Origin of the sequence: Bradyrhizobium sp. AZCC 1693, from assembly GCF_036924745.1 — a bacterium.
GTDB lineage: Bacteria > Pseudomonadota > Alphaproteobacteria > Rhizobiales > Xanthobacteraceae > Bradyrhizobium.
The window spans coordinates 3,171,109-3,192,050 of the sequence record NZ_JAZHSD010000001.1; the positions used below are offsets into that span (position 1 = coordinate 3,171,109).

At 63.3% G+C, this 20,942-nt stretch carries 22 protein-coding genes; 16 read left to right on the top strand and 6 right to left on the bottom strand.

Translation table 11 applies throughout. From position 1 onward, the window contains the following. The first annotated feature begins 81 nt into the window (after positions 1-81). The 3 genes from V1293_RS15120 to V1293_RS15130 all read left to right on the top strand — a co-directional run bounded on the left by V1293_RS15120 (position 82) and on the right by V1293_RS15130 (position 2,630). The gene (locus V1293_RS15120) at positions 82-1,215 is read left to right on the top strand and encodes a site-specific DNA-methyltransferase (RefSeq protein WP_334510688.1); all 1,134 of its coding nucleotides are present in this window, start codon (positions 82-84) and stop codon (positions 1,213-1,215) included. A 240-nt stretch (positions 1,216-1,455) separates the two neighbouring features. Next, a complete protein-coding gene (locus V1293_RS15125) occupies positions 1,456-1,782 on the top strand; it encodes a hypothetical protein (RefSeq protein WP_334510689.1) in 327 nt (108 codons plus the stop codon). Positions 1,783-1,943: 161 nt separating this feature from the next. Then, positions 1,944-2,630, top strand: a complete 687-nt coding sequence (locus V1293_RS15130; protein WP_334510690.1) for a glutathione S-transferase family protein — start codon at positions 1,944-1,946, stop codon at positions 2,628-2,630. Positions 2,631-2,685: 55 nt separating this feature from the next. Here V1293_RS15130 and V1293_RS36155 read toward each other — a convergent pair whose 3' ends face one another. Both V1293_RS36155 and V1293_RS15135 read right to left on the bottom strand, forming a co-directional pair. Further along, positions 2,686-2,895 (bottom strand): DUF1127 domain-containing protein, encoded by a 210-nt coding sequence (locus V1293_RS36155; protein WP_442894240.1) that lies wholly within the window; start codon positions 2,893-2,895, stop codon positions 2,686-2,688. Positions 2,896-2,914: 19 nt separating this feature from the next. Continuing rightward, positions 2,915-3,346: a nuclear transport factor 2 family protein gene (locus tag V1293_RS15135; RefSeq protein ID WP_334510691.1), complete on the bottom strand. Its 432-nt coding sequence runs from the start codon at positions 3,344-3,346 to the stop codon at positions 2,915-2,917. Positions 3,347-3,436: 90 nt separating this feature from the next. Here V1293_RS15135 and V1293_RS15140 point away from each other — a divergent pair, with 90 nt between their 5' ends. Continuing rightward, on the top strand, positions 3,437-4,357 hold the full coding sequence (locus V1293_RS15140; protein WP_334510692.1) for a LysR family transcriptional regulator: 921 nt from the start codon (positions 3,437-3,439) through the stop codon (positions 4,355-4,357). 12 nt (positions 4,358-4,369) lie between these two features. Here V1293_RS15140 and V1293_RS15145 read toward each other — a convergent pair whose 3' ends face one another. Continuing rightward, positions 4,370-4,987: a glutathione S-transferase family protein gene (locus V1293_RS15145; protein ID WP_334510693.1), complete on the bottom strand. Its 618-nt coding sequence runs from the start codon at positions 4,985-4,987 to the stop codon at positions 4,370-4,372. A 98-nt stretch (positions 4,988-5,085) separates the two neighbouring features. Between V1293_RS15145 and V1293_RS15150 the strand changes: the two genes are divergently transcribed. After that, a complete protein-coding gene (locus V1293_RS15150) occupies positions 5,086-5,394 on the top strand; it encodes a hypothetical protein (RefSeq protein WP_334510694.1) in 309 nt (102 codons plus the stop codon). Positions 5,395-5,489: 95 nt separating this feature from the next. Beyond that, the gene (locus V1293_RS15155; RefSeq protein ID WP_334510695.1) at positions 5,490-6,779 is read left to right on the top strand and encodes a flavin-dependent oxidoreductase; all 1,290 of its coding nucleotides are present in this window, start codon (positions 5,490-5,492) and stop codon (positions 6,777-6,779) included. A gap of 132 nt (positions 6,780-6,911) precedes the next feature. On the opposite strand, the gene V1293_RS15160 is transcribed toward V1293_RS15155, so the two are convergent. The 3 genes from V1293_RS15160 to mutY all read right to left on the bottom strand — a co-directional run bounded on the left by V1293_RS15160 (position 6,912) and on the right by mutY (position 10,503). Beyond that, positions 6,912-8,297 (bottom strand): FAD-binding oxidoreductase, encoded by a 1,386-nt coding sequence (locus tag V1293_RS15160; protein WP_334510697.1) that lies wholly within the window; start codon positions 8,295-8,297, stop codon positions 6,912-6,914. Between the two features lie 594 nt (positions 8,298-8,891). Then, positions 8,892-9,311 (bottom strand): PaaI family thioesterase, encoded by a 420-nt coding sequence (locus tag V1293_RS15165; RefSeq protein WP_334510698.1) that lies wholly within the window; start codon positions 9,309-9,311, stop codon positions 8,892-8,894. 76 nt (positions 9,312-9,387) lie between these two features. Then, on the bottom strand, positions 9,388-10,503 hold the full coding sequence (gene mutY / locus V1293_RS15170; protein ID WP_334510699.1) for an A/G-specific adenine glycosylase: 1,116 nt from the start codon (positions 10,501-10,503) through the stop codon (positions 9,388-9,390). A gap of 72 nt (positions 10,504-10,575) precedes the next feature. On the opposite strand from mutY, the gene V1293_RS15175 reads away from it, so the two are divergent. The 10 genes from V1293_RS15175 (at position 10,576) to V1293_RS15220 (ending at position 20,888) form a co-directional block, all read left to right on the top strand. Continuing rightward, the gene (locus V1293_RS15175) at positions 10,576-10,860 is read left to right on the top strand and encodes a type II toxin-antitoxin system RelE/ParE family toxin (RefSeq protein ID WP_334510700.1); all 285 of its coding nucleotides are present in this window, start codon (positions 10,576-10,578) and stop codon (positions 10,858-10,860) included. Next, positions 10,832-11,152 (top strand): HigA family addiction module antitoxin, encoded by a 321-nt coding sequence (locus V1293_RS15180; RefSeq protein ID WP_334510701.1) that lies wholly within the window; start codon positions 10,832-10,834, stop codon positions 11,150-11,152. The genes V1293_RS15175 and V1293_RS15180 overlap by 29 nt, the downstream gene beginning before the upstream one ends. 31 nt (positions 11,153-11,183) lie before the next feature. Beyond that, on the top strand, positions 11,184-11,663 hold the full coding sequence (locus tag V1293_RS15185; RefSeq protein WP_334510702.1) for a DUF721 domain-containing protein: 480 nt from the start codon (positions 11,184-11,186) through the stop codon (positions 11,661-11,663). A gap of 116 nt (positions 11,664-11,779) precedes the next feature. Further along, a complete protein-coding gene (locus V1293_RS15190) occupies positions 11,780-12,436 on the top strand; it encodes a DsbA family protein (RefSeq protein WP_334510703.1) in 657 nt (218 codons plus the stop codon). 227 nt (positions 12,437-12,663) lie between these two features. Next, positions 12,664-16,128, top strand: a complete 3,465-nt coding sequence (gene smc, locus V1293_RS15195; protein WP_334510704.1) for a chromosome segregation protein SMC — start codon at positions 12,664-12,666, stop codon at positions 16,126-16,128. Positions 16,129-16,285: 157 nt separating this feature from the next. After that, positions 16,286-17,275, top strand: coding sequence for a small ribosomal subunit Rsm22 family protein (locus V1293_RS15200; RefSeq protein WP_334510705.1), 990 nt, complete (start codon positions 16,286-16,288; stop codon positions 17,273-17,275). Positions 17,276-17,349: 74 nt separating this feature from the next. Continuing rightward, on the top strand, positions 17,350-17,880 hold the full coding sequence (locus tag V1293_RS15205; RefSeq protein WP_334510706.1) for a hypothetical protein: 531 nt from the start codon (positions 17,350-17,352) through the stop codon (positions 17,878-17,880). Between the two features lie 190 nt (positions 17,881-18,070). Then, the gene (locus V1293_RS15210; protein ID WP_334510707.1) at positions 18,071-18,631 is read left to right on the top strand and encodes a LemA family protein; all 561 of its coding nucleotides are present in this window, start codon (positions 18,071-18,073) and stop codon (positions 18,629-18,631) included. A gap of 164 nt (positions 18,632-18,795) precedes the next feature. Then, positions 18,796-20,010 (top strand): M48 family metallopeptidase, encoded by a 1,215-nt coding sequence (locus V1293_RS15215; RefSeq protein WP_334510708.1) that lies wholly within the window; start codon positions 18,796-18,798, stop codon positions 20,008-20,010. Between the two features lie 125 nt (positions 20,011-20,135). Further along, on the top strand, positions 20,136-20,888 hold the full coding sequence (locus V1293_RS15220) for a hypothetical protein (protein ID WP_214486557.1): 753 nt from the start codon (positions 20,136-20,138) through the stop codon (positions 20,886-20,888). The last annotated feature ends 54 nt before the right edge of the window (positions 20,889-20,942 follow it).

A 20,942-nucleotide genomic window follows, 5' to 3' on the forward strand; every position in this document is an offset into this window, starting at 1 on the left:
CTTTGCGCGGTCAATGTATCGCCAGTCGGTTGTTTAGTCCCGCGTCGCCGACAGCGTCGCCTGAGTCAGAGTAATTGAGTCATGGTAGTGTCGCGTCGCGGGGCGTCTGTAAGGGCGCCCCGCACTAAATTTGAGTCTGAGTCCAGCGCTCGTATCGTCGTCGGCGATTGCGTCGCCGAGATGTCGAAGCTTCCGGCGGGTTCCGTCGATCTGGTATTCGCAGATCCGCCGTATAACCTGCAGCTGAAGGGCGACCTCAAGCGCCCCGACGAATCCCATGTCGATGCCGTCAACGACGACTGGGACAAGTTCTCATCGTTCGCGGCGTACGACGATTTCACCCGCGCGTGGCTGCTGGCCTGCCGCCGGATCATGAAACCGTCGGCGACGCTGTGGGTGATCGGCTCCTATCACAATATTTTCCGCGTCGGCGCGATCATGCAGGACCTCGGCTTCTGGGTTCTCAATGACATCGTCTGGCGCAAGACCAATCCGATGCCGAATTTCCGCGGCCGCCGCTTCACCAATGCCCATGAAACCATGATCTGGGCGGCGCGCGACGAGAAGGCCAAGGGCTATACGTTCAATTATGAAGCCCTGAAGGCCGCCAACGAGGACGTGCAGGCGCGTTCCGACTGGCTGATCCCGCTTTGCACCGGCGAAGAGCGCCTCAAGGGCGCCGACGGCAAGAAAGTACACCCGACCCAGAAGCCCGAGGGCCTCCTGGCGCGCGTGCTGCTGTCGTCGTCGAAGCCCGGCGATCTCGTGATTGATCCTTTCAACGGCACCGGCACGACGGGTGCCGTGGCAAAACGTCTCGGCCGCCGCTACATCGGCTTCGAGCGCGACAAGACCTATGCGAAAGCGGCCGAAGCGCGCATCGCAGCCGTCGACCCGCTGCCCGAGGCGACGCTGGCGCCGTTCATGACCGCACGCGACGCCCCCCGCGTGGCGTTCTCCGAACTGATCGAGCGCGGCATGATTCCGCCCGGCACCAGGCTGGTCGACTCCAGGAAGCGTCACGGCGCGCTGGTTCGCGCCGACGGCGCCATCATGCTCGGCGACAAGGTCGGCTCGATCCACCGCATCGGCGCGGTGGCGCAGGGCTCCGGCGCCTGCAACGGCTGGACCTTCTGGCATGTCGAGACCAAGAACGGTCTGAGGCTGATCGACGAACTGCGCGCCGAAATCCGCTCCGGGATGGCGGTGGGGTAAGCCCTCGTTTCACATCATCATCAGACGTCCAGGCACGGCCACGGCCGCGCCAAAGCACCCCAGCGTGCGCATGGCTCGCCGGGCCGAAGATGGCGCCAAATGCGGCTTGCCCATAGCCCGCGCAGCCGGCGTGATCCGGCGGCATGCCAGCCGTGTCATGCACGCGGGTGGCGATGCGCCTTTTCGCCCCCATTTAAGAAGATACCTGCTACATTCATTTGCCCATAAGAGATTGCTCCCATGCGCACGCGAGGCTCCGAGTCGTTCATCGTGCTGCCACTGCTGCCGATCTTCCTGATCGGCTTGTTTCCAATACTGCTGTTGAGTTTGATGGGTCCCGCCGGACTGATCATCCTTGGCATCCTGGTCGCCAGCGCGGGCTTGACCGACATTCTCGACGCCAGCGGCGCCTTCAGCGAGCAGATCATCGTGCACGGCTATACGCGAGGATCGGAGCGCACGGGGCAACGAACGGCGCTGCGCTCGGAAATGCGCTTCGCATCGGTCATGATCGCTGCCGGCGCCGGCCTTGCGGTCGCCGGCATAGGCGGTCTGGCGCTGTCGTAAGAGCGAGCTTCGCTCGTCTCGAGAGCGCCGGTCTTAGCCTGGTCACAAACTCGTCGCTTGCGCATCCCGCAAAAATTTGAGCATGGACGTGACACAAGGCGGCAATGCCGCCGCGTGCCGCAGCAAGTTTCCATGACAAGAAGCAATGGGGAAAATTCCAAATGCTCAAATTCTATTTCAACGGATCGCCCAACCCGACCAAGGTCGCCCTCTTCCTCGAGGAAGCCGGCCTCGCCTATCAGCCGGTCGCCGTCGACACCCGCAAGGGCGATCAGTTCAAGCCGGAATACCTCGCCATCAATCCGAACGCCAAGGTGCCCGCGATCGACGATGACGGCGTGAAGGTGTTCGACAGCAACGCCATCCTGCTCTACCTCGCCGAAAAGACCGGCAAGTTTCTGCCAGCGAACACACCGGCCAACCGCGGCGAATTGCTGTCATGGCTGATGTTCGCCGCCACCGGCGTCGGCCCGTATTCCGGCCAGGCCGTCCACTTCAAGCATTTTGCGCCGGAAAAAATCGACTACGCGCATAACCGCTACCAGTTCGAGGCGCAGCGGCATTTTGGCATCCTCAACGACCACCTCGCCAGCCGCCGCTATATGGTCGGCGACACCTACACCATCGTCGACATGGACGTGTGGGGCTGGGCCCGCATGCTCCCCTTCGTTCTCGGCGAGGATGCGGTCGCGAAATATCCCAACGTCAAGCGGCTGGTCGATGAGATCATGGCCCGGCCTGCGGCGGCAAAGGCGATCGAGCTGAAGGATAACTTCAAGTTCAAGGCCGAGATGGACGACGAGGCCCGCGGCAACATGTTCAAGCACATGTCGGTGAAGGCGGCCTGAACAGACCTATCCAGCAGAACGGCGCCCCAAAAGGGCGCCGTTTCATTTTCAGTACTCAGTCGTGCCAGAACGGCTTGGCCACCTCAGTGGCAACTTCCGCCCAGCACGTGCCGATATCCTGCAACTCGCGCCCGCTCATCGCGGCCAATTGACGCCTTCTATGGCTGCGCTTCCGCCAGGTGCGCACAAGCGCGAGCGCGTTTGCCGCGACGGCAAAGGCTCCGGATTTTTGCAAGCCAGGTCGTCGATGCGGCCTGCTCTCCACGCAAACACTGCTCAATCGCTTAAACCGCGGCGGCAAGTTTTCGCTCTGCCGGAAATGGCCCAAGCACGCGCTCGACCAGCGCGGAATCGCAATATTCCTTGATCTCCTTGATCTTGCCGTCCTCGATGCGCCAGACCATGCAGTACTGGTTGTCGTAGCGCACGCCGGACTTGGTGACATTGTCGCCGCGGGCTTCGACCACGACATAATCGCCTTCCGCGATGAAGTTGGAAGCCAGCGTGCGCGGCCGCACGGCGAAGAACGAGCGGAAATGGCCCATCAGACCGTTATTGATCGCATCGCGGCCTCTGAATTCGTGCGACCAGGAATACTGGCCGGTCACGATCCAGGTGGCATCCTCGGCAAGATTGTCGACGAAGGTGGTCCCGCTCCGGTTGGCGGAATCCGTGTAGACCTGCTGCACTAGTTTCTTGTTCGCTGCTGCGCTCATGGCGACGTCTCCTTTTGATCTATGCTGCAGATCATCGCGCGCCCCGCATCATTCTTCCAATCGATAGCGAGTATGATATATATTCACCTCATGAATTTGAATTCGCTTGACCTCAACCTGCTGGTGGCGCTCGACGCGCTGCTCAGGGAAGCCAATGTCAGCCGTGCCGCGATGCGGATCGGGCTGTCGCAGCCGGCCGCCAGCCACGCGCTGCAGCGGCTGCGCGACCTGATCGGCGACCCGCTGCTGGTTCGGAACGGCGCGCGGATGGAACTGACGCCGCGGGCGCAGGCGCTGCGCGCGCCTTTGGCGCAGGCGCTCGATCAGGTGCGCGCGCTGTTCATTCCCGACGAGTTCGACGCCGCGAGGAGCGAGCGCCAGTTTCGCCTGATGATGCCGGATCTGGCGGTCGAGCTCCTGATGCCGCCGCTGATGGAGAAGATCACAAAGATAGCACCGAACGTCCGGATCGACGTGGTGCCGTGGCGGGGGCCTGCGATCTTCGCCGCCGAATTCGCCCGCACCATCGACATGGTGATCTCGATCGGCAACGCTTTCACCGGATTTCACCGGCAGCGGCTTTACGCCGACAGCGACGCGCTCGCGGTGCGGCATGGTCACCCCATCGGCGCGCGGCTGAAGCGGCCGGACGTGTTTCTCGACGCGCGGCATGTCGCGGTCGTGATCCGCGGCCAGAGCGAGGACCTGATCGACATCTGGTTGCGCCCCAAGGGCATCGAGCGGCGGATCGCGCTGGTCGTCCCGGGCTATATCGAGGCGCTGCATGTCGCCGCGCGCACCGATCTCGTCGCCTTCGTGCCGCGCCGCCTGATCGGTGCGCTATCGAAGCAGTTGTCGCTGACAACGATCGCGCCACCGCTCGATCCCGGGATCGACGAGCAGTTCATGTTCTACCCGACCCGCGCCCGGATGGACCCCGGCTCGATCTGGCTGCGCAACATCATGCTCGGCATCGGCCGCGAGATGGAGCGCGGGAAAAAGGCTGCGTAGCTCCCTACGCGTTCAGCTCTTCTCCTCGGCGAGTACCTTCTGCACCGCCGGCCGTTCCGACATCCGCTTGCGGTGAGCCGCCACCTTCGGCAGCGTCGCAAGATCGACGCCGTCGCTCTCCAACCAGCCGGCGATCGTAAACAGATAGGGATCGCAGATCGTATACTGCTCTCCCATCACCCATGGCCCCTTCAGCATGTCGCGCTCGATCAGCGCGAACCCTGCGGCCATGGTTTCCGGCACCTTGCGCTTCATGTCGGCGACCGAGGACTCTTCGACGGCCCAGCGATAGCCGCGCATCTTGTGGGCGTGAGAAACATGCACCGTCGAGCAGAGATAGCTGTTGAAGGACTGCGCCTGCGCAAAAGCGAAGGGATCATCAGGCACCAGTCTGGCCTGCGGAAAGCTCTGCGCGATGTAGGCGAGGATCGCCGGCGTTTCGGTCAAGGTGCCACGGTCCGTCACCAGCGCCGGCACCCGTCCCTTCGGATTGATCGCAAGATATTGCGGGGAGGTCTGCTGGCTGTTCTTGAAGTCGAGCCGCTCTGCTGCGTACGGGGCGCCGGCCTCTTCCAGAGCGATATGCGAAGCCAGCGCGCAGGTGCCGGGGGCATAATAGAGCTTGAACATGTTGATCCTCACGTGGGGAAGCCCAAGGTTAACCGCGCGCCTGTCCGCCGTCCATCCCCGGAGCGTTGATGCGCCCCTGCGCCAACGCATAGCCCGGCGTGCGCGCCACGGAGGCGTTCACGCCGCGTGCTGTCGGCCGATGGATCATCCCGCAGGGCACGCCGCATTTTTGTCTCCCGAGCTTCGTGAAAGGGCGAGTTGCCGCGCTTCAGGTCAGCCGGCCGGGCGCGCGGCTCGAGTTCATGAGCGGTATCGATGTGCATCACCATGTCGTCCGCTTCCTCTGGCGCCTGGTGCGCGCGAATGGAACCTGCGGCGATACGTCGATCGATTTTGGCGAGGTCGGTCCCGACGGCCGGCTGGTCAAAATCGTCGGCTTCTTCGGTGCTCCAACTCCGCTCGGCTGAATAGTCTGCCGCCGTGAGCCTACCGCCGGCTGCCTTCGCAGTTGCCCCCTTACCGCCTCTCATGTCATGACGCCAGGCAGTAAGAGGGGCGCAACATGACTGTTCTCATCGCGGGTGGCGGCATTGGCGGACTGACGCTGGCGCTCAGCCTGCACCAGATCGGCGTTCCCGCCAGGGTCTTTGAAAGCGTGCCCGAGTTGCGGCCGCTCGGGGTCGGCATCAACGTGCTGCCGCATGCGGTGCGCGAATTGATCGAGCTCGGGCTGCACGACAAGCTCGATGCGCACGCTGTCCGCACCAAGGAGCTCGCGTATTTCTCCAAACATGGCAAGCCGATCTGGAGCGAGCCGCGCGGCGTCGAGGCCGGTTACAAATGGCCGCAATTCTCGATCCATCGCGGCACGCTGCAGCAGATCCTGCTCGATGCAGCGATCGAACGGCTGGGAAGGGAGAACATTCTCACCAGCCACCATCTCTCCGGCTGGAGCGAGACGGAGAACGGCGTCCGCGCCGAATTCATCGACAAGGCGACCGGCAAATCGCAAGGCAGTTTCGACGGCGCACTGTTGCTTGCGGCCGACGGCATCCATTCGGCGGTTCGCGAAAAGCTCTATCCCGGCGAAGGCCCGCCGATCTGGAACGGGCGCATCCTGTGGCGCGGCATTACCGACAGCGACGCCTTCCTGTCCGGCCGCACCATGATCATGGCCGGCCACGAGATCCTGAAATTCGTCTGCTATCCGATTTCGAAACAGGCAGACAGCGCGGGCAAATTCCGGATCAACTGGGTGGCCGAACGGCACATGCCGCCGACCTATCAGTGGCGGCGCGAGGACTATAACCGGACCGCAAGGCTCGAAGAATTCCTGCCCTGGTTCAAGGACTGGAAATTCGACTGGCTCGATGTGCCCGGCCTGATCGAGAACTGCCCGCACGCCTACGAATATCCGCTCGTCGATCGCGATCCCGTTGCGCAATGGACGTTCGGCCGCGTCACGCTGATGGGGGATGCCGCGCATCCGATGTACCCGATCGGCTCCAATGGCGCGTCGCAGGCGATTTTGGATGCCCGCGTCGTCACCCGCGAGATTCTGGCCCATGGTCCGACCAATGCCGCGCTCGCAGCCTATGAAGCCGAGCGCAGGCCGGCCACCACCGATCTCGTGATGCTCAACCGCCGCAACGGTCCCGAGCAAGTGATGCAGATGGTCGAAGAGCGCGCGCCCGACGGCTACAACGTCGTCACCGACGTGCTCTCGCTGCAGGAGCTGGAAAACATCGCCGCCAACTACAAACGCGTCGCCGGCTTCCAGGTCGAAGGCCTCAACGCCAAGCCGCCGATCGTCCAAATCGCGCGCGACGCGACGCAGGCGAGCGCGGGATAACTATCTCTTCGTCAGCGCAGGCGGCGAACACCATCGTCGACGCCTCGACGCAACCCTGAGCGTTCTTTCGTTCCATGAAACGAAAGAACGCTCCGACGGGAAGCTTTGGGCGAGGCCGAACCGCGGCGGCGTCTACGAATGCAGCGGCCTTATATTCTGGTTCACGCGGAAGAAGTTCTTCGGGTCGTACTTGGCCTTTAAGGCAACGAGGCGGTCGTAGTTGTCGCCGTAGGTAGCCTTGAGTCGGCTGTCGTCACCGTCGTCCATCATGAAATTCACGTAGCCGCCGTCAGCCGAGTAAGGATGCACGGCCTCCCAGTAGCCCTTGGTCCAGCGTGTGATTTCGCCCGCCTTTTGCGGGTTGGGATCGATGCCCGCAATGACCATCGACCAGGTCGCATCGCGCGTGTTCCAGGCGGTGTCGCTCTTGCCGACGCGACGAACAGCGCCGTCGATCGGATAAAGATGCATGAGCGAGAGCGCGCTGGGCAGTTTCCGTGCTTGCGCGATATGGGCCTCAATCGCTTCGTCGGTCAGTTCCTTGACGAAATCGCCGCGCCAGTACCATTGCAGGCCCTTCGGGAAGAACGGATCGAACATGGACTGGAGGGAGGGATAGGGCATCACGCCCATCCAGTTGAAAAGCGGCGGGGGCAACTCACCGAGCAAACTCGCCATGACCGACTCGCCGTCTTCTGCCGGGCCGTTGTAGCAGGCAATGATGGCGCAGGCGTGCTTGCCCTGATGCTCCACCGGGAACGGATCCATCGGTGGCACAGTCTTCAAGCCGACGAATATCCCGAGTTCCTCCGGAGCGCCTGGCAGGAAATCTCTGTACTTCCGCATGATCGTCGGGGCTTCTTCGAGATCCCAGAAGACAGGTCCGGCATAGACCATGCTCACCGGATGAGCCTGGAACAGGAAGCTCGTAACGATGCCGAAATTTCCGCCACCGCCGCGCAGGCCCCAGTAGAGATCGGCGTTCTCCGATTTGTTCGCGGTAACGATGCGACCGTCGGCGAGCACGACGTCCGCCTCCAGCAGATTGTCTATGGTGAGACCGTACTTGCGGGTGAGGTACCCGGTGCCGCCGCCCAGCGTGAGGCCGGAGATACCCGTGGTCGAGACAATGCCGGCCGGAACGGCGAGCCCATAGATATGCGTGGCGTGATCGACGTCGCCCTGCGTGCAGCCGGGACCGACGCGGACGGTGCGGGCGGCGGCATTGACCCGTACGCCTTTCATCATCGACATGTCGATCATCAGTCCGTCGTCAACGCTACTGAGGCCTGGCCCGCTGTGCCCGCCTCCGCGGATCGCAACCTGGAGATCGTTCTGCCTTGCAAAATTCACCGCGGTGACGACGTCAGCAGCGTCGATGCATCGCGCTATCATGACTGGACTCTTATCGATCATTCCGTTGTAGAGACTCCGGACAGCGTCATAGTCGGCATCGCTTTGCCAGATGACGGGACCACGCATGTTGCCGATGAAGGTTTCGGTGGCCATGACTTGCATGATGTCCTCCTATTTCCACAAATGATCGGCCAGTTGGTGAGGTCTCTCCCCCGCTATCGGATCTCCTGGACTGGTAAAGGTCTCGGCATCGATCGACACCGTCTCCAGAAATTGCGGTGCTCTGGATCACACGGTATTCGACGCTGCAGTTTCCATGCGCACTCGTGTCAGACCGTCTTCATGAGATAATGCTGGCGCATTTCAACCAGGCGCGCCCGGATATAGCTGCGATAAAGGGAATTGATGAGTATCCACATGACCGAACCTCGTAGTCTGGCCATGCGTCATCATATCCCGCGACTGTTTCAGGGCAACTTCAACAGTCGTGGAAAATGGCTTCGTCGGAACCAGACAAAGCGCTTGACGGAATCGGGAGCCGACGAAACCTCGGTTATCGGTTACCGCTGGTCCGCCCAATTTTCGGCGGCGAGATGCCAGCGGTCATGATCAATTGCAAACAGGCACTCGCGGAGGCGAGCACCAGCGAAACTATGCGTGCGCGGGATATCCGTTGCGTTGCGCCAGATCAAACGACGGAAGCCGTGGCGCTGGCGACCAAGCGAAGTGACGAATTTGTGCCCCTCGCCGCCCGTTCTAGCGAATAGCCTTCGCCGTCTCGACCAGCCGTGCGCTGGTCGTGGCCGTCGCCAGCAGCGTGCCATCCTCAGCCATCAGCCGCCCCTCCACGAAGGCGACGGTCTTGCCGAGCTGGGTGACTTTGGCCTCGCCCGTGATCGGCCCGGGCTTGGCCGGTGCGAGATAATTCACCGTCATGGTGATGGTCGCCGTGTAGAGCTTTCCGTCCGTCATGGTGAACACCGCCGGCCCCATGGTGTCGTCGAGCATCGCCGAGAGAATGCCGCCCTGCACGAAGCCGGCCGGGTTGCAGAAATCCCGCTTGCCGTCGAAGCCGATGCGGATCCAGCCCTCCTTCGGCCGCGCGTCGAGCACGTGCCAGCCGAGCAATCTGGAAGAGGGCGGCGTGGGGATATTGTCGAGCGCGGTAGCGATCATGGGAACCTCCGTGAGGCTTCCCTTCTAAGGCAGTCCTGCTGCCAGCATGGTGTCAGCAGGTTTCGGCGCGTCGCGCCTAGATGTCCAGCCCGTGCGCAATCGCCTTGCGCATCACATTGGGCAGCGCCTCATCGGCGAGCGTTGCGATCGGCACCCAGCGCATATCCTGCGGCGCCCGCGTGCGCGCAGCCACTTGTGCGGTATAGACCACAAGCTCCAGCGGAAAATGGGTGAATACGTGGGTGACGACGCCTGCCTTGCGATGCCAGCGCTCAATCCCCCTCAGCGCGGGTGCCTGCTTGAGCGCAATCTTGTCGTCCTGTCCGGCCAGCCATTCCGAGCCCGGTACTTCGGTCATGCCGCCGAGCAGGCCTTTTTCTGCCCGGGAGCGAACCAGGAGTTCATCACCGCGCGTGACGATGAAGGCGGCCCCGCGGCGCAGCGTACCCGTCTTCTTCGGCGCCTTGCGCGGAAAGGTCTCCTGATCGCCGCGTGCACGCGCCACGCAATCGTCATTCAGCGGACACAGCGCGCAGGCCGGCTTCTTCGGCGTGCAGATCGAGGAGCCCAGATCCATCAACGCTTGAGCGCTGTCGCCGGCGCGAGACTTCTCGTCGCCGGCCCGAGATTCGCCGAGCAGTGTCGCTGCCAGTTCCTGAATGCGCGGCTTGCCCTGCGGCAGCGGCTCGTCCACCGCAAACAGCCGCGACACCACGCGCTCGATATTGCCGTCCACCGGCATGGTTCTGATGTCGAAGGCGATCGCGCCGATCGCCGCCGCCGTATATGGGCCGATCCCCGGTAATTTGCGCAGGCCTTCCTCGGTATCGGGAAACACCCCGCCATGATCGCGCAGCACGGCCACCGCGCAGGCATGCAGGTTGCGCGCGCGCGAATAGTAGCCGAGCCCGGCCCACATCCGCAGCACGTCGTCCTGCGAGGCGCGGCCGAGCGAGGCCACATCCGGCCAGCGCGCCAGAAACTTCTCGAAATACGGCCCGACCGTTTTGACGCCAGTCTGCTGCAGCATGATTTCTGAGAGCCAGACCCGGTACGGATCAGCCCGCTCGCCCGCCGCCGCCCGCCACGGCAACCGGCGGCGGTGATGGTCGTACCAGTCGAGCAGCAGCGCCGGGCGGGAGACGCTGTGTTCTGCGGTGGTCTGTTTCTTGCTGGCGACGAGTGAAGACACACTTCACCATAAAATCGGATTCGAGCCATGACCAGAGTTTACAAGCTATAACGCGACGCGTTATAGTAACGTATGATTCAAAGCTTCGCCGATCCGGAAGCAGAGTTGATCTGGTCCGGCAGGCGAAGCCGGAGACTGCCGACCGAGATTCAGAATGTCGGACTGAGGAAGCTTCGTCTATTGAACCAGGCTCGGGTACTCGCCGATCTCCGTGTTCCGCCGGGCAATCGACTTGAAGCTTTGAAGGCAGACCGGCAAGGACAGCATTCAATCCGGATCAATGACCAATGGCGGATATGTTTCGTCTGGAATGAGGGAGGACCGACCCATGTCGAAATTGTCGACTACCACGACTAGAAGCGGGTTGCTTCAAAACCCGCATCCCGGCGAAATCCTGCTTGAAGAGTTCCTCAAGCCGATGGAGCTCAGCCAGAACGGACTGGCGCGCGCGGTTCACGTCGCGCCGCGCCGCATCAACGAGATCGTGCTGGGGAAGCGGGACATTACGGCCGATACCGACTTGCGGCTGGCGCGCTACTTCGGTCTATCGGAGGGATTTTTCCTCGGGTTGCAGATGGACTACGATCTGATGCAGCGGCGGCGTGAGATCGACCGCGACCTGAAGACGATACGGCCGCGTGCGGCGTGACCCGGGCCGCCGCCACGATTATAAGACATCCATGGCAAAACCCGGCCCGATCTCGGCAAAACCGCTTTCCGTCCTGCTCAGCGACGTATTTTCCGACGCCTACGCCAAGCAGGGATTTGCTGCGCGCGAACTCGTCACGCGCTGGGCCGACATTGCCGGCCCCGATATCGCTGCCCATTCCGAGCCGCTGAAGATGCAATGGCCGCGGCCGGTGGAGGGGCAGCCGCAGGAACCGGCCACCCTGATATTGCGGGTGGAGGGCCCGATGGCGCTGGAGATCCAGCATTCGTCTGACGTCATCCTGCAACGGGTCAACCGCTTTTTCGGCTGGAGCGCGGTCGGGCGGCTGGCGCTGCGGCAGGCCCCGCTGTCGCGCCGCAATCGCGCGACGCCTTCCCGCGCGCCGGACCCGAAATCGGTAGCGAAGGTGGCCGAAACCCTGTCGGCGGTAGAGGACGAGGAACTGCGCGCCGCACTGGCGCGGCTCGGCGCTGCGATCAAGCGAAATTGAGCCCTGGGCGCAGCGCCGCCGCTGCAACCCGCCATTGCCACAACTGGCGTTTCAAGCTAGCGAAGGCTTCTTTTCGTACTTCTTTCGGGCGTGAACGCGCCATTCGGGAGCAGACTTTGATGATCACGCGCCGCGCCTTCACTGCCGCCCTGTCGCTGACCGGGCTGACCGCCCTCGCCGGCTTCTCGCCGCTGCGGCTGATCACGGATGCGATGGCGCAGGGCGCCGCCGACGTCGCCAAGCCGCAATCCCTGCCGGACATGGCGCTTGGACCGGCCAACGCAACCGTCACCATCACCGAATATGCCTCGATGACCTGCCCGCATTGCGCGGCATTCACCGAGAAAGTGTTTCCGAAAATCAAGTCGGAATTCATCGATAGCGGCAAGATCCGTTTCGTGTTCCGCGAATTCCCGCTCGACATCAAGGCCGCCGCGGGATCGATGCTGGCGCGCTGCATCGCCAAGGACGACGCGCCGAAATTTTTTGCCGTCATCGACCTGCTGTTCAAGCAGCAGAACGACTGGGTGGTAAAGAACACCACGGAGACGCTGACCCGGATCGGCAAGCAGGCCGGCCTCGCCCAGGCGCAGGTCGAGGACTGCCTGAAGGATCAGGCGCTGCTCGACAAGATCGCGGCCGACCAGAAGTTCGCCGCCGAGGTGCTGAAGGTGCAGTCGACACCGACCTTCTTCATCAACGGCGAGATGCTCAAAGGCGAGCAGAGCTTCGAGGAGTTCTCGAAGCGCATCAATTCGATTCTGAAGAGCTGATTCGCGCGGGTCGGATTCATTCGAGCCCATAAGTCCAGCAAAAGGCTCGACAAAAGCGCCTCAAAAGCCTTGGGAAAAGCCTCCGGGAGCCGTTGCCCTTCGGCCTCAGCCTCGCCATTGTCGCGCTCCAGAAGAGCCGCAATGGGCTATCCATCCACACCGACATTGCCTTCTATGGTATTGTCACGGCAGGGAGATTCGCGCCCGGCCAACAGAGATTTGTGTTCATGAAACTCACGCGCCTCCGCCTCCACGGTTTCAAGTCGTTCGTTGAACCCACTGATTTCATGATCGAACCTGGCCTCACCGGCGTGGTCGGACCGAACGGCTGCGGCAAGTCGAATCTGGTCGAGGCGCTGCGCTGGGCGATGGGCGAAACCTCGCACAAATCACTGCGCGCTGCCGACATGGATGCGGTGATCTTCGCCGGTTCCGGGAACCGCCCGGCGCGCAACCACGCCGAAGTTGTCATGACGATCGACAATTCCGATCGCACGGCGCCGGCCGCAGTCAATGATAGCCAGCTTCTTGAGATCTCTCGCCGCATCGAGCGCGAGGCCGGCTCGGCCTATCGCATCAACGGACGCGACGTGCGCGCGCGCGACGTGCAGATCCTGTTTGCCGATGCCGCCACCGGCGCGCGTTCGCCGGCGCTGGTTCACCAGGGCAAGATCGGCGAGATCATTCAGGCGAAACCCGAACAACGCCGCCGCGTGCTGGAAGACGCCGCCGGCGTCGCCGGACTTCATGCGCGCCGCCACGAAGCCGAGCTGCGGCTGAAGGCGGCCGAAACCAACCTCACCCGCGTCGAGGACGTGATCGGGCAATTGTCCGGCCAGATCGACGGGTTGAAGAAGCAGGCGCGCCAGGCCATCCGCTTCCGCGAAGTCGCCGCCAAGGTGCGCAAGGCCGAGGCCACGCTGTTCCACCTGCGCTGGCTGGAGGCCAATGCCGACGTCGCGGAAGCCGGGCATACCCACGACATCAACGTTCGCGAAATGGCCGAGCGCACCCGCGAGCAGGCCGAGGCCGCACGCATCCAGGCGATCCGCGCCTCCGAACTGCCTGCGCTCCGCGAGGGCGAGGCCCGCGCTGCGGCGGGGCTGCAGCGGCTCACCAATGCGCGCGAACAGCTCGACCGCGAGGAAGAGCGCGCCAAGGAGCGCGTCGCCGAGCTCGACCGGCGGCTGACGCAATTTGCCGCCGACATCGCCCGCGAACAGCAGCAGACCTCAGATGCCGAAATCGCGCTGCAGCGGCTCGACACCGAAGACGCCGAGTTAAAGGAAGAGATCAAGTCGCGCGTCGAAAAGCGCTCCGGCGTTGATGAACGCGTTTCCGAAGCGGAGGCGACGCTTTCCGCCGCCGAGCGCATGTTCGGCGAACTCACTACCGCCCTCGCCGACCTCACCGCCAGGCGCAATCAGCTCGAGGCCGGTGTACGCACCCACCGCGACCGGCTGGCCCGGCTCGATCAGGAAATCACCAGCGTCCAGGCCGATGAGCAAAAGCTCAGCGACGAGACCGGCAATCTCGGCGACCTCGACGCGCTCGCCGCGGCGATGGAGACCGCGCAGGAAACGCTGGCGGTGTCTGAGGCCGCCGCACAGTCCAGCGAGACCGGCCACGTCGCCGCGCGACAGAAGCTCGAAGCTTCCCGCGGCCCGCTCACCGAGGCCGAAAAGCGCGTGCAGCGGCTTGAGACCGAAGCGCGTACCATTTCAAAGCTCGTTAACGGCGAAACCAAGAATCTGTGGCCGCCGATCATCGACGGCGTCACCGTTACCAAGGGCTATGAGAAGGCGCTTGGCGCCGTGCTCGGCGACGATCTTGACGCGCCCGTCGATCCCTCGGCGCCGATGCGCTGGACCAATGCCGGTGCAAGCTTCGATGATCCGGCCCTGCCCGACGGCGTCGAGGCACTCGCCGCTCACGTCGAGGCGCCGTCCGAACTGGCGCGCCGCCTCGCGCAGATCGGCGTCGTGCCAAAGGAGCGCGGCGCGGAACTCGTTTCGCAATTGAAGACCGGCCAGCGGCTGGTGTCGCTGGAAGGCGATGTCTGGCGCTGGGACGGTTTTGTCACAGCCGCACATGCCCCGACCGGCGCCGCGCGGCGTCTCGCCGAGCGCGCGCGCCTGGTCGATATTGAGCATGAGCTGGAGCAGGCCCGCACCGACGCCGCCAATAAGCGGCAGGCGCTGGAAGACGCCGAGGCCGAACTGAAGGCGGCCTCAGCCGCCGAATCCGCCGGCCGCGAGGCCTGGCGGGCCGCGCAGCGCGAAGCCGATGCGGCGCGCGAGCGCCATGCCGCGACAGAGCGCGAGATCAATCGCCACGCCGCGCGCAAATCGGCGCTGACCGAAGCCCATACCCGTCTTGCCGCCGATCGCAGCGAAGCCGAGGCGGCGCATGAGAGCGCCAACGCCGCGCTGGCCGAGTTGCCGCCGACCCTCGACACCGAGACGAGGCTCAACGCCGTTCGCTCTGAGATTGACGGGCACCGCCGCTTTGCAGCCCAGGTGCGGGCCGAAGCCCAGGCGCTGGCGCGCGAGGCCGAACTGGCCGACAAGCGTGTGCAGGCGATAACGGCCGAGCGCACCGAATGGCAGAACCGCAGGCAGAGCTCGGCCTCCCAGGTCGCCACCGTCGAGGCGCGCATCACCGAAGTGACGGCCGAGCGCGCCGAGCTTGAAAATGCACCGGCCCTGTTTGCCGAAAAGCGCCGCGCGCTGATCAACGAAATCGAATCCGCCGAAACCGCCCGCCGTGTCGCCGCCGACGCGCTCGCCGCCGCCGAGAGCGTGATGGCGCAGACCGACCGCGAAGCCAAGGCTTCGCTCGAGGCGCTCTCCTCTGCCCGCGAGGCCTGCGCCCGCGCCGAGGAACGCATGGAAGGCACCAAGCGCCGGCTTTCCGACATCGAGCGCGAAATCCACGACATGCTCGAAGTCGAGCCGCATGCGGTAGCGGCGCTCGCCGAGATTGAGCCGGGCGCGGAACTGCCGCCGCTTTCCGAGATCGAGGAAAGCCTCGAAAAGCTGCGCCGCGACCGCGAACGTCTCGGCGCCGTCAACCTGCGCGCCGAGGAAGAGCTGCGGGAGGTCGAGACCCAGCATACGGCGCTGACAACCGAACGCGACGACCTCGTCGAAGCCATCAAGCGGCTGCGCCAGGGCATCCAGAGTCTCAACAAGGAAGCCCGCGAGCGGCTGCTGACCTCGTTCGAGACCGTCAACGAGCACTTCAAGCGGCTGTTCACCGAACTGTTCGGCGGCGGCGAAGCGGCGCTTCATCTGATCGAGAGCGATGATCCGCTGGAGGCCGGCCTGGAAATCATCGCAAAACCGCCCGGCAAGAAGCCGCAGACGCTGTCGCTGCTCTCGGGCGGCGAGCAGGCGCTGACGGCGCTGGCGCTGATCTTCGCGGTGTTCCTCACCAACCCGTCGCCGATCTGCGTGCTGGACGAAGTCGACGCGCCGCTCGACGACCATAACGTCGAGCGGTTCTGCAACCTGCTGCACGAGATGACGTCGTCGACGGAAACCCGCTTCATCATCATCACGCATAATCCGATCACGATGGCGCGGATGAACCGGCTGTTCGGCGTCACCATGGCCGAACGCGGCGTGTCGCAACTGGTCTCGGTCGGCCTCGACGACGCCGTAAAAATCCTCGACCAGAACGTGGCGTGATCTTTCTTCCCTTCTCCCCTTGTGGGAGAAGGTGGCGCGAAGCGCCGGATGAGGGGTATCTCACCGCGCACTCGGTATTCGCGGAGAGAGACCCCTCACCCGTCTTCGCTTCGCGAAGCCACCCTCTCCCACAAGGGGAGAGGGAAGAGAACACGAAATGACCTCACCCGACCTCCCCGCCGAACTGAGAGCCGCGCTCGACGGCAAGCTGCGGGGTTTTTCGCGCAATGACGCCGCCGGACGGGCTGCGTCGATCTCAAAGACCTACCGCGACGGCGGCGGCTCCGGCGCCATCCGCTCGGAGGCCGATGCGCTGGCCTACGCGCTGGCGCGGATGCCCGCGACTTATGCCGCGGTCACGGCCAGCCTGAACGCGCTCGTAGAGGTCAGGCCGGATTTTGCCCCGAATAGCCTGCTCGATGTCGGCGCCGGGCCGGGCACGGCCACATGGGCGGCGGCTGAGGCATTCCCATCGCTGCAAAAATTTGCGCTGCTTGACGCAAACGTCACCTTGCGTGCGCTGGCGCTCGACCTCGTCAGCGACAGCTTTCGCCTGCGTGACGTCAGCTACGAACGCGGAGAAGCCCGCGCCGCCCTGACCAGCGCGGATACGGCCGACCTTGTGGTGGCGAGTTACATGATCGGCGAGATCAGCGATGCCGAACAGCGCGCGCTCGCCGAACTGATGTGGGAAAAGACCCGCGATACGCTGCTTGTGGTCGAACCCGGAACGCCTGCCGGCTATGCCCGGATCATCGCGTTGCGTGAGCGGCTGATCGCGTTGGGCGCGCATGTCGCCGCGCCCTGCCCGCATGACGGCAAATGCCCACTGCAAGCACCCGACTGGTGCCATTTCACCCAGCGCCTGCAGCGCTCGCGCGCGCACATGCAGGTCAAGGGCGCGGAGGTGCCATTCGAGGATGAGAAGTTCGCCTATGTCGCGCTGACACGCGCACGAATAGAAAAACGTCCGGCCCGGGTATTGGCGCAGCCTGAAGTGACGAAAGCCGCGGTCGTAACGAAATTATGCACGACCGACGGACTTGTCTTTGCAAGCGTTCCGCGTCGCGACAAAGCCGCCTATCACCGGGCGCGCAAGCAACGTTGGGGCGAAACCTCCGAAACCGGCATCAGGGAGACCAACTGAGGAAGTTTTCAACTATTTGAACATAGTGATATCGATCTATTATCAAGGATTGCACCTTGATCTGGATCGGGCACATGGCCGAAAGCTATCCTCATATCGAGCGACCGGGCCAAAAACTCGTTTTTGCTTCGCGCGAACCCGTGTTCAATTCGGTCGGCTCGCTCGGGTTACTGATCTGCTGTGCAATCCTTGTCGTTGGGATCTACATCTACGCCTTGGCTGCGGGGAGCACGACTACACCCTCTCTGCCAGAGAACGCAGGTATCCTCATTGCTCTTCTGTTCTTTGCATGCATCTTCTTCCATGTCGTCACGCGGCAATGGATCGCCGAGATTGACCTGATTGCGCGACGGCTCAAGATATCTCGGCGATCTTTCGGCCGATGGACAAAGGCTATTGTCGATTGCTCTCTTGATGAATGCATTGCTTTCGGAACGATCGAATACAATACAGATGGCCACATCGCATACGGCGTGTACGTACAATTGACAAACGGCAAGCGACACGCGATCCCGCTGACGAATTCCGGTTTCGCCGAGGCAGCGAGGGTTGCATCGCAATTGTCGGCCGCAACCGGAATACAGCGGGTCGACACCAGATTTTGACCTAAGGATCAGTCCCATGGGGGGCTCATCCCGCTCTACCAGGCAGCCTTCCTGGCCGGGACGACACCCCGCTTGAACTTATCCCGCCTTACATCCGACTAAAGCCATGCCCCAGATTGCGGGTGGGCTGCCGCGCGGCCGGTTTTTCGTCTAGTTTCCCTGCCTTTTCGTCCCACAGGAGTTGTCCGTCATGTCGACCGGCTGGATCGTTCTCGGCGTCATCGTCATCATCGTGCTGTTTGCCTTCGGTGCGTATAACCGCCTGGTCGCGCTCAGCCAGCGCGTCAGCCAGGCCTTTGCCGATATCGACGTGCAGCTCAAGCAGCGCCACGATCTGATCCCGAACCTGGTCGAGACCGTGAAGGGCTACGCCTCGCACGAGCGCGGCACGCTCGACGACGTCATCAAGGCGCGCAATTCCGCGATGGCGGCGCAGGGGCCCGCGCAGGTGTCCGCCGCCGAAAACCAGCTCAGCGGCGCGCTCGGGCGCCTGATCGCGCTGTCGGAGGCCTATCCGGACCTCAAGGCCAACGCCAATTTCCAGCAGTTGGCGGGCGAACTGTCCGACCTCGAAAACAAGATCGCGGCCAGCCGGCGCTTCTTCAACAACGCGGTCCAGGAATACAACACCGGCATCCAGCAGCTTCCCGCCGCGCTGTTTGCCGGCATGTTCGGCTTCGCCCGCAAGGAATTCTTCGACCTCGGCGCCAGCCGCACCGAAGTCGAGGCCGTGCCGACCGTGAAGTTCTGATCGAGATGGCGCCTCGCTCTCCCCGTCATTCCGGAGCGTCGCGGAGCGACGAACTATGGTGCGCAATTGCGCACCTGAGAATCTCGTTCAATTCACAAACCTCTGGATTCCGGGTTCGCGCCGTTGGCGCGCCCCGGAATGACAGCGGTTAGCGAAAGCCCATCATGGCCGCGTATGGTCTCTACACGCATATCGCATCGAACAAGTTTCGTTCGATGCTGCTGCTCGCCGGCCTGTTTCTCCTGATCTACGTGCTGGTCTTTGCCGGCGCGCTGGTCGCCGAAGTGCTGATGCGCGGCGACAAGTCGGTCGACTATTACCTGATGCGCGCCTCGCGCGACCTGATCGCGGCCTTTCCCTATGCGACCGGCGCTGCCGCACTATGGATCGTCATCGCTTATTTCTTCCACCAGAACATGATCGACGCCGTGACCGGCGGCGAAAGCGTGACGCGGCAGCAGCAGCCGCGGCTCTATAATCTCCTGGAGAATCTCTGCATCTCGCGCGGCATCCCGATGCCGAAGCTGAAGGTGATGGACAGCCCGGCGCTGAACGCCTTCGCCGCCGGCCTCAACCGGCGGCAATATTCCGTCACGGTGACGACAGGCCTTCTGCAGGCGCTCAACGACCAGGAGATCGAGGCCGTGCTCGGCCACGAGCTCACACATATCCGGAACGGCGACGTGCAATTGATGGTGGTCGCGGTGATCATCGCCGGCGTGATCGGCTTTTTCGGCGAACTGTTCTTTCGCATGTTCACCAACCTGTCGTGGAACTCGAGCGGCGGGTCGTCATCTTCGTCGTCATCATCGTCCGACCGCGACAGCAAGGGTGGCGGCGGCGCCATCATCGCGATCATCATCGCAGTGGCGCTGATTCTGCTGGCCTGGCTGTTGTCGCAGGTCGTCAAGCTGGCGCTGTCGCGGTCGCGCGAATTGCTGGCCGACGCCGGCTCGGTCGAACTGACCAAGAATCCCGATGCCATGATCACGGCGCTGCGCAAGATCGAGAACCGCGGCGAGCTTCCCGGCGCAACGTCCGCGGTCATGGAGCTCTGCGTCGACAACCCGCGCGAAGGATTTGCCGACCTGTTCGCGACCCATCCGTCGGTCGACGCACGCGTCAAGGCGCTGGTGCAGTTTGCTGGCGGTCATGATCCCGGCCCGATGGCCTTGCCCGATACGGCGGATGAACCCGACGAGCCGGAGGAATCGGCCACCGGGCAACTCCAACCGCCAGTTCCCCGCGGCCCGTGGAACGATGCCAGCGAGCCCGCCGGCGTTCCGGGCACGCGCCCCGGCCCCCCCGGAGGGCCCTTGGGGGCGACACCGCTGAGCAGCCGCCCCGTCGCCGCCCCCGGATTAACGAATTCCGTATGAATAATAATGGCGATGGCCGTCTAAGGAATTGAATTCTCCCTTGTTTCTGCCATGTTCGCGCCCAAAGCAGGGAATGGGGCCTCCCGGTCGCTCCCGCGGTCGGAACTGCTGTTCAAGGGAATTCCATGGCAAAGCCAGTCGTGATTGTGGTGGGCGCGGACAAGGGCGGGGTCGGCAAGACGACCGTGTCGCGTACGCTCCTGGATTACTTCAGCGCCAATAACGTGCCGACCCGGGCATTCGACACCGAATCGCCGCGCGGCACCCTGAAGCGCTTCCACCCCGACATCACCGAGATCGTCGACATGACGACGACTTCGGACCAGATGAAGATATTCGATACACTGAACGCGGCCAGCCCGTCCGTCACCGTGATCGACGTCCGCGCCGGACTGCTGTCCCCGGCGCTCGCCTCGCTGCGCGACATCGGCTTTCTCGACGCGGCCAAGGCGGGTCAGATCACCTTCGCCGTGTTCCATATATTGGGCCCCTCGATCGCCTCGCTGGATGAAATCGCCGAGACCGCAGGTTTCATGCAGGGCGCCAAGTATTTCCTGGTGAAGAACTTCATCAACGACACCCAGTTCTTCCAATGGGACCAGTCCACCTACAACTCCTACTTTCACCGTATCAAGGACGCTACCGACCTCGTCATCCCCAAGCTCAACGAAATGGCTTATGAGCAGGTCGAGGTCTCCTCGGTGCCGTTCCTCAAATTCGTCGCCAACAAGGGCAAGGAGGACGAAGCCGCGAACTACTCGTTCGTGTTGCGCGGCTATGTCCGGCACTGGCTCGCCAACGTCTGGAGCGAGTTCGACCGCATCAAGCTGACCGATCTCGTCGGCGCCAAGCCTGGCGTGCGCGGCGGTGAAAAATAGTCGCGCAGCCGCCGCGATGGGGCTGGAATAGGCGAAAAATTCCTTTGATATAGC

Bases quoted from the DNA above. Each gene is read 5' to 3' on its own strand.
- V1293_RS15120 (WP_334510688.1), top strand. From the start codon at position 82: ATGGTAGTGTCGCGTCGCGGGGCGTCTGTAAGGGCGCCCCGCACTAAA.
- V1293_RS15125 (WP_334510689.1), top strand. From the start codon at position 1,456: ATGCGCACGCGAGGCTCCGAGTCGTTCATCGTGCTGCCACTGCTGCCG.
- V1293_RS15130 (WP_334510690.1), top strand. From the start codon at position 1,944: ATGCTCAAATTCTATTTCAACGGATCGCCCAACCCGACCAAGGTCGCC.
- V1293_RS15135 (WP_334510691.1), bottom strand. From the start codon at position 3,346: ATGAGCGCAGCAGCGAACAAGAAACTAGTGCAGCAGGTCTACACGGAT.
- V1293_RS15140 (WP_334510692.1), top strand. From the start codon at position 3,437: ATGAATTTGAATTCGCTTGACCTCAACCTGCTGGTGGCGCTCGACGCG.
- V1293_RS15145 (WP_334510693.1), bottom strand. From the start codon at position 4,987: ATGTTCAAGCTCTATTATGCCCCCGGCACCTGCGCGCTGGCTTCGCAT.
- V1293_RS15155 (WP_334510695.1), top strand. From the start codon at position 5,490: ATGACTGTTCTCATCGCGGGTGGCGGCATTGGCGGACTGACGCTGGCG.
- V1293_RS15160 (WP_334510697.1), bottom strand. From the start codon at position 8,297: ATGCAAGTCATGGCCACCGAAACCTTCATCGGCAACATGCGTGGTCCC.
- V1293_RS15165 (WP_334510698.1), bottom strand. From the start codon at position 9,311: ATGATCGCTACCGCGCTCGACAATATCCCCACGCCGCCCTCTTCCAGA.
- V1293_RS15175 (WP_334510700.1), top strand. From the start codon at position 10,576: ATGATTCAAAGCTTCGCCGATCCGGAAGCAGAGTTGATCTGGTCCGGC.
- V1293_RS15180 (WP_334510701.1), top strand. From the start codon at position 10,832: ATGTCGAAATTGTCGACTACCACGACTAGAAGCGGGTTGCTTCAAAAC.
- V1293_RS15185 (WP_334510702.1), top strand. From the start codon at position 11,184: ATGGCAAAACCCGGCCCGATCTCGGCAAAACCGCTTTCCGTCCTGCTC.
- smc (WP_334510704.1), top strand. From the start codon at position 12,664: ATGAAACTCACGCGCCTCCGCCTCCACGGTTTCAAGTCGTTCGTTGAA.
- V1293_RS15200 (WP_334510705.1), top strand. From the start codon at position 16,286: ATGACCTCACCCGACCTCCCCGCCGAACTGAGAGCCGCGCTCGACGGC.
- V1293_RS15205 (WP_334510706.1), top strand. From the start codon at position 17,350: ATGGCCGAAAGCTATCCTCATATCGAGCGACCGGGCCAAAAACTCGTT.
- V1293_RS15210 (WP_334510707.1), top strand. From the start codon at position 18,071: ATGTCGACCGGCTGGATCGTTCTCGGCGTCATCGTCATCATCGTGCTG.
- V1293_RS15215 (WP_334510708.1), top strand. From the start codon at position 18,796: ATGGCCGCGTATGGTCTCTACACGCATATCGCATCGAACAAGTTTCGT.
- V1293_RS15220 (WP_214486557.1), top strand. From the start codon at position 20,136: ATGGCAAAGCCAGTCGTGATTGTGGTGGGCGCGGACAAGGGCGGGGTC.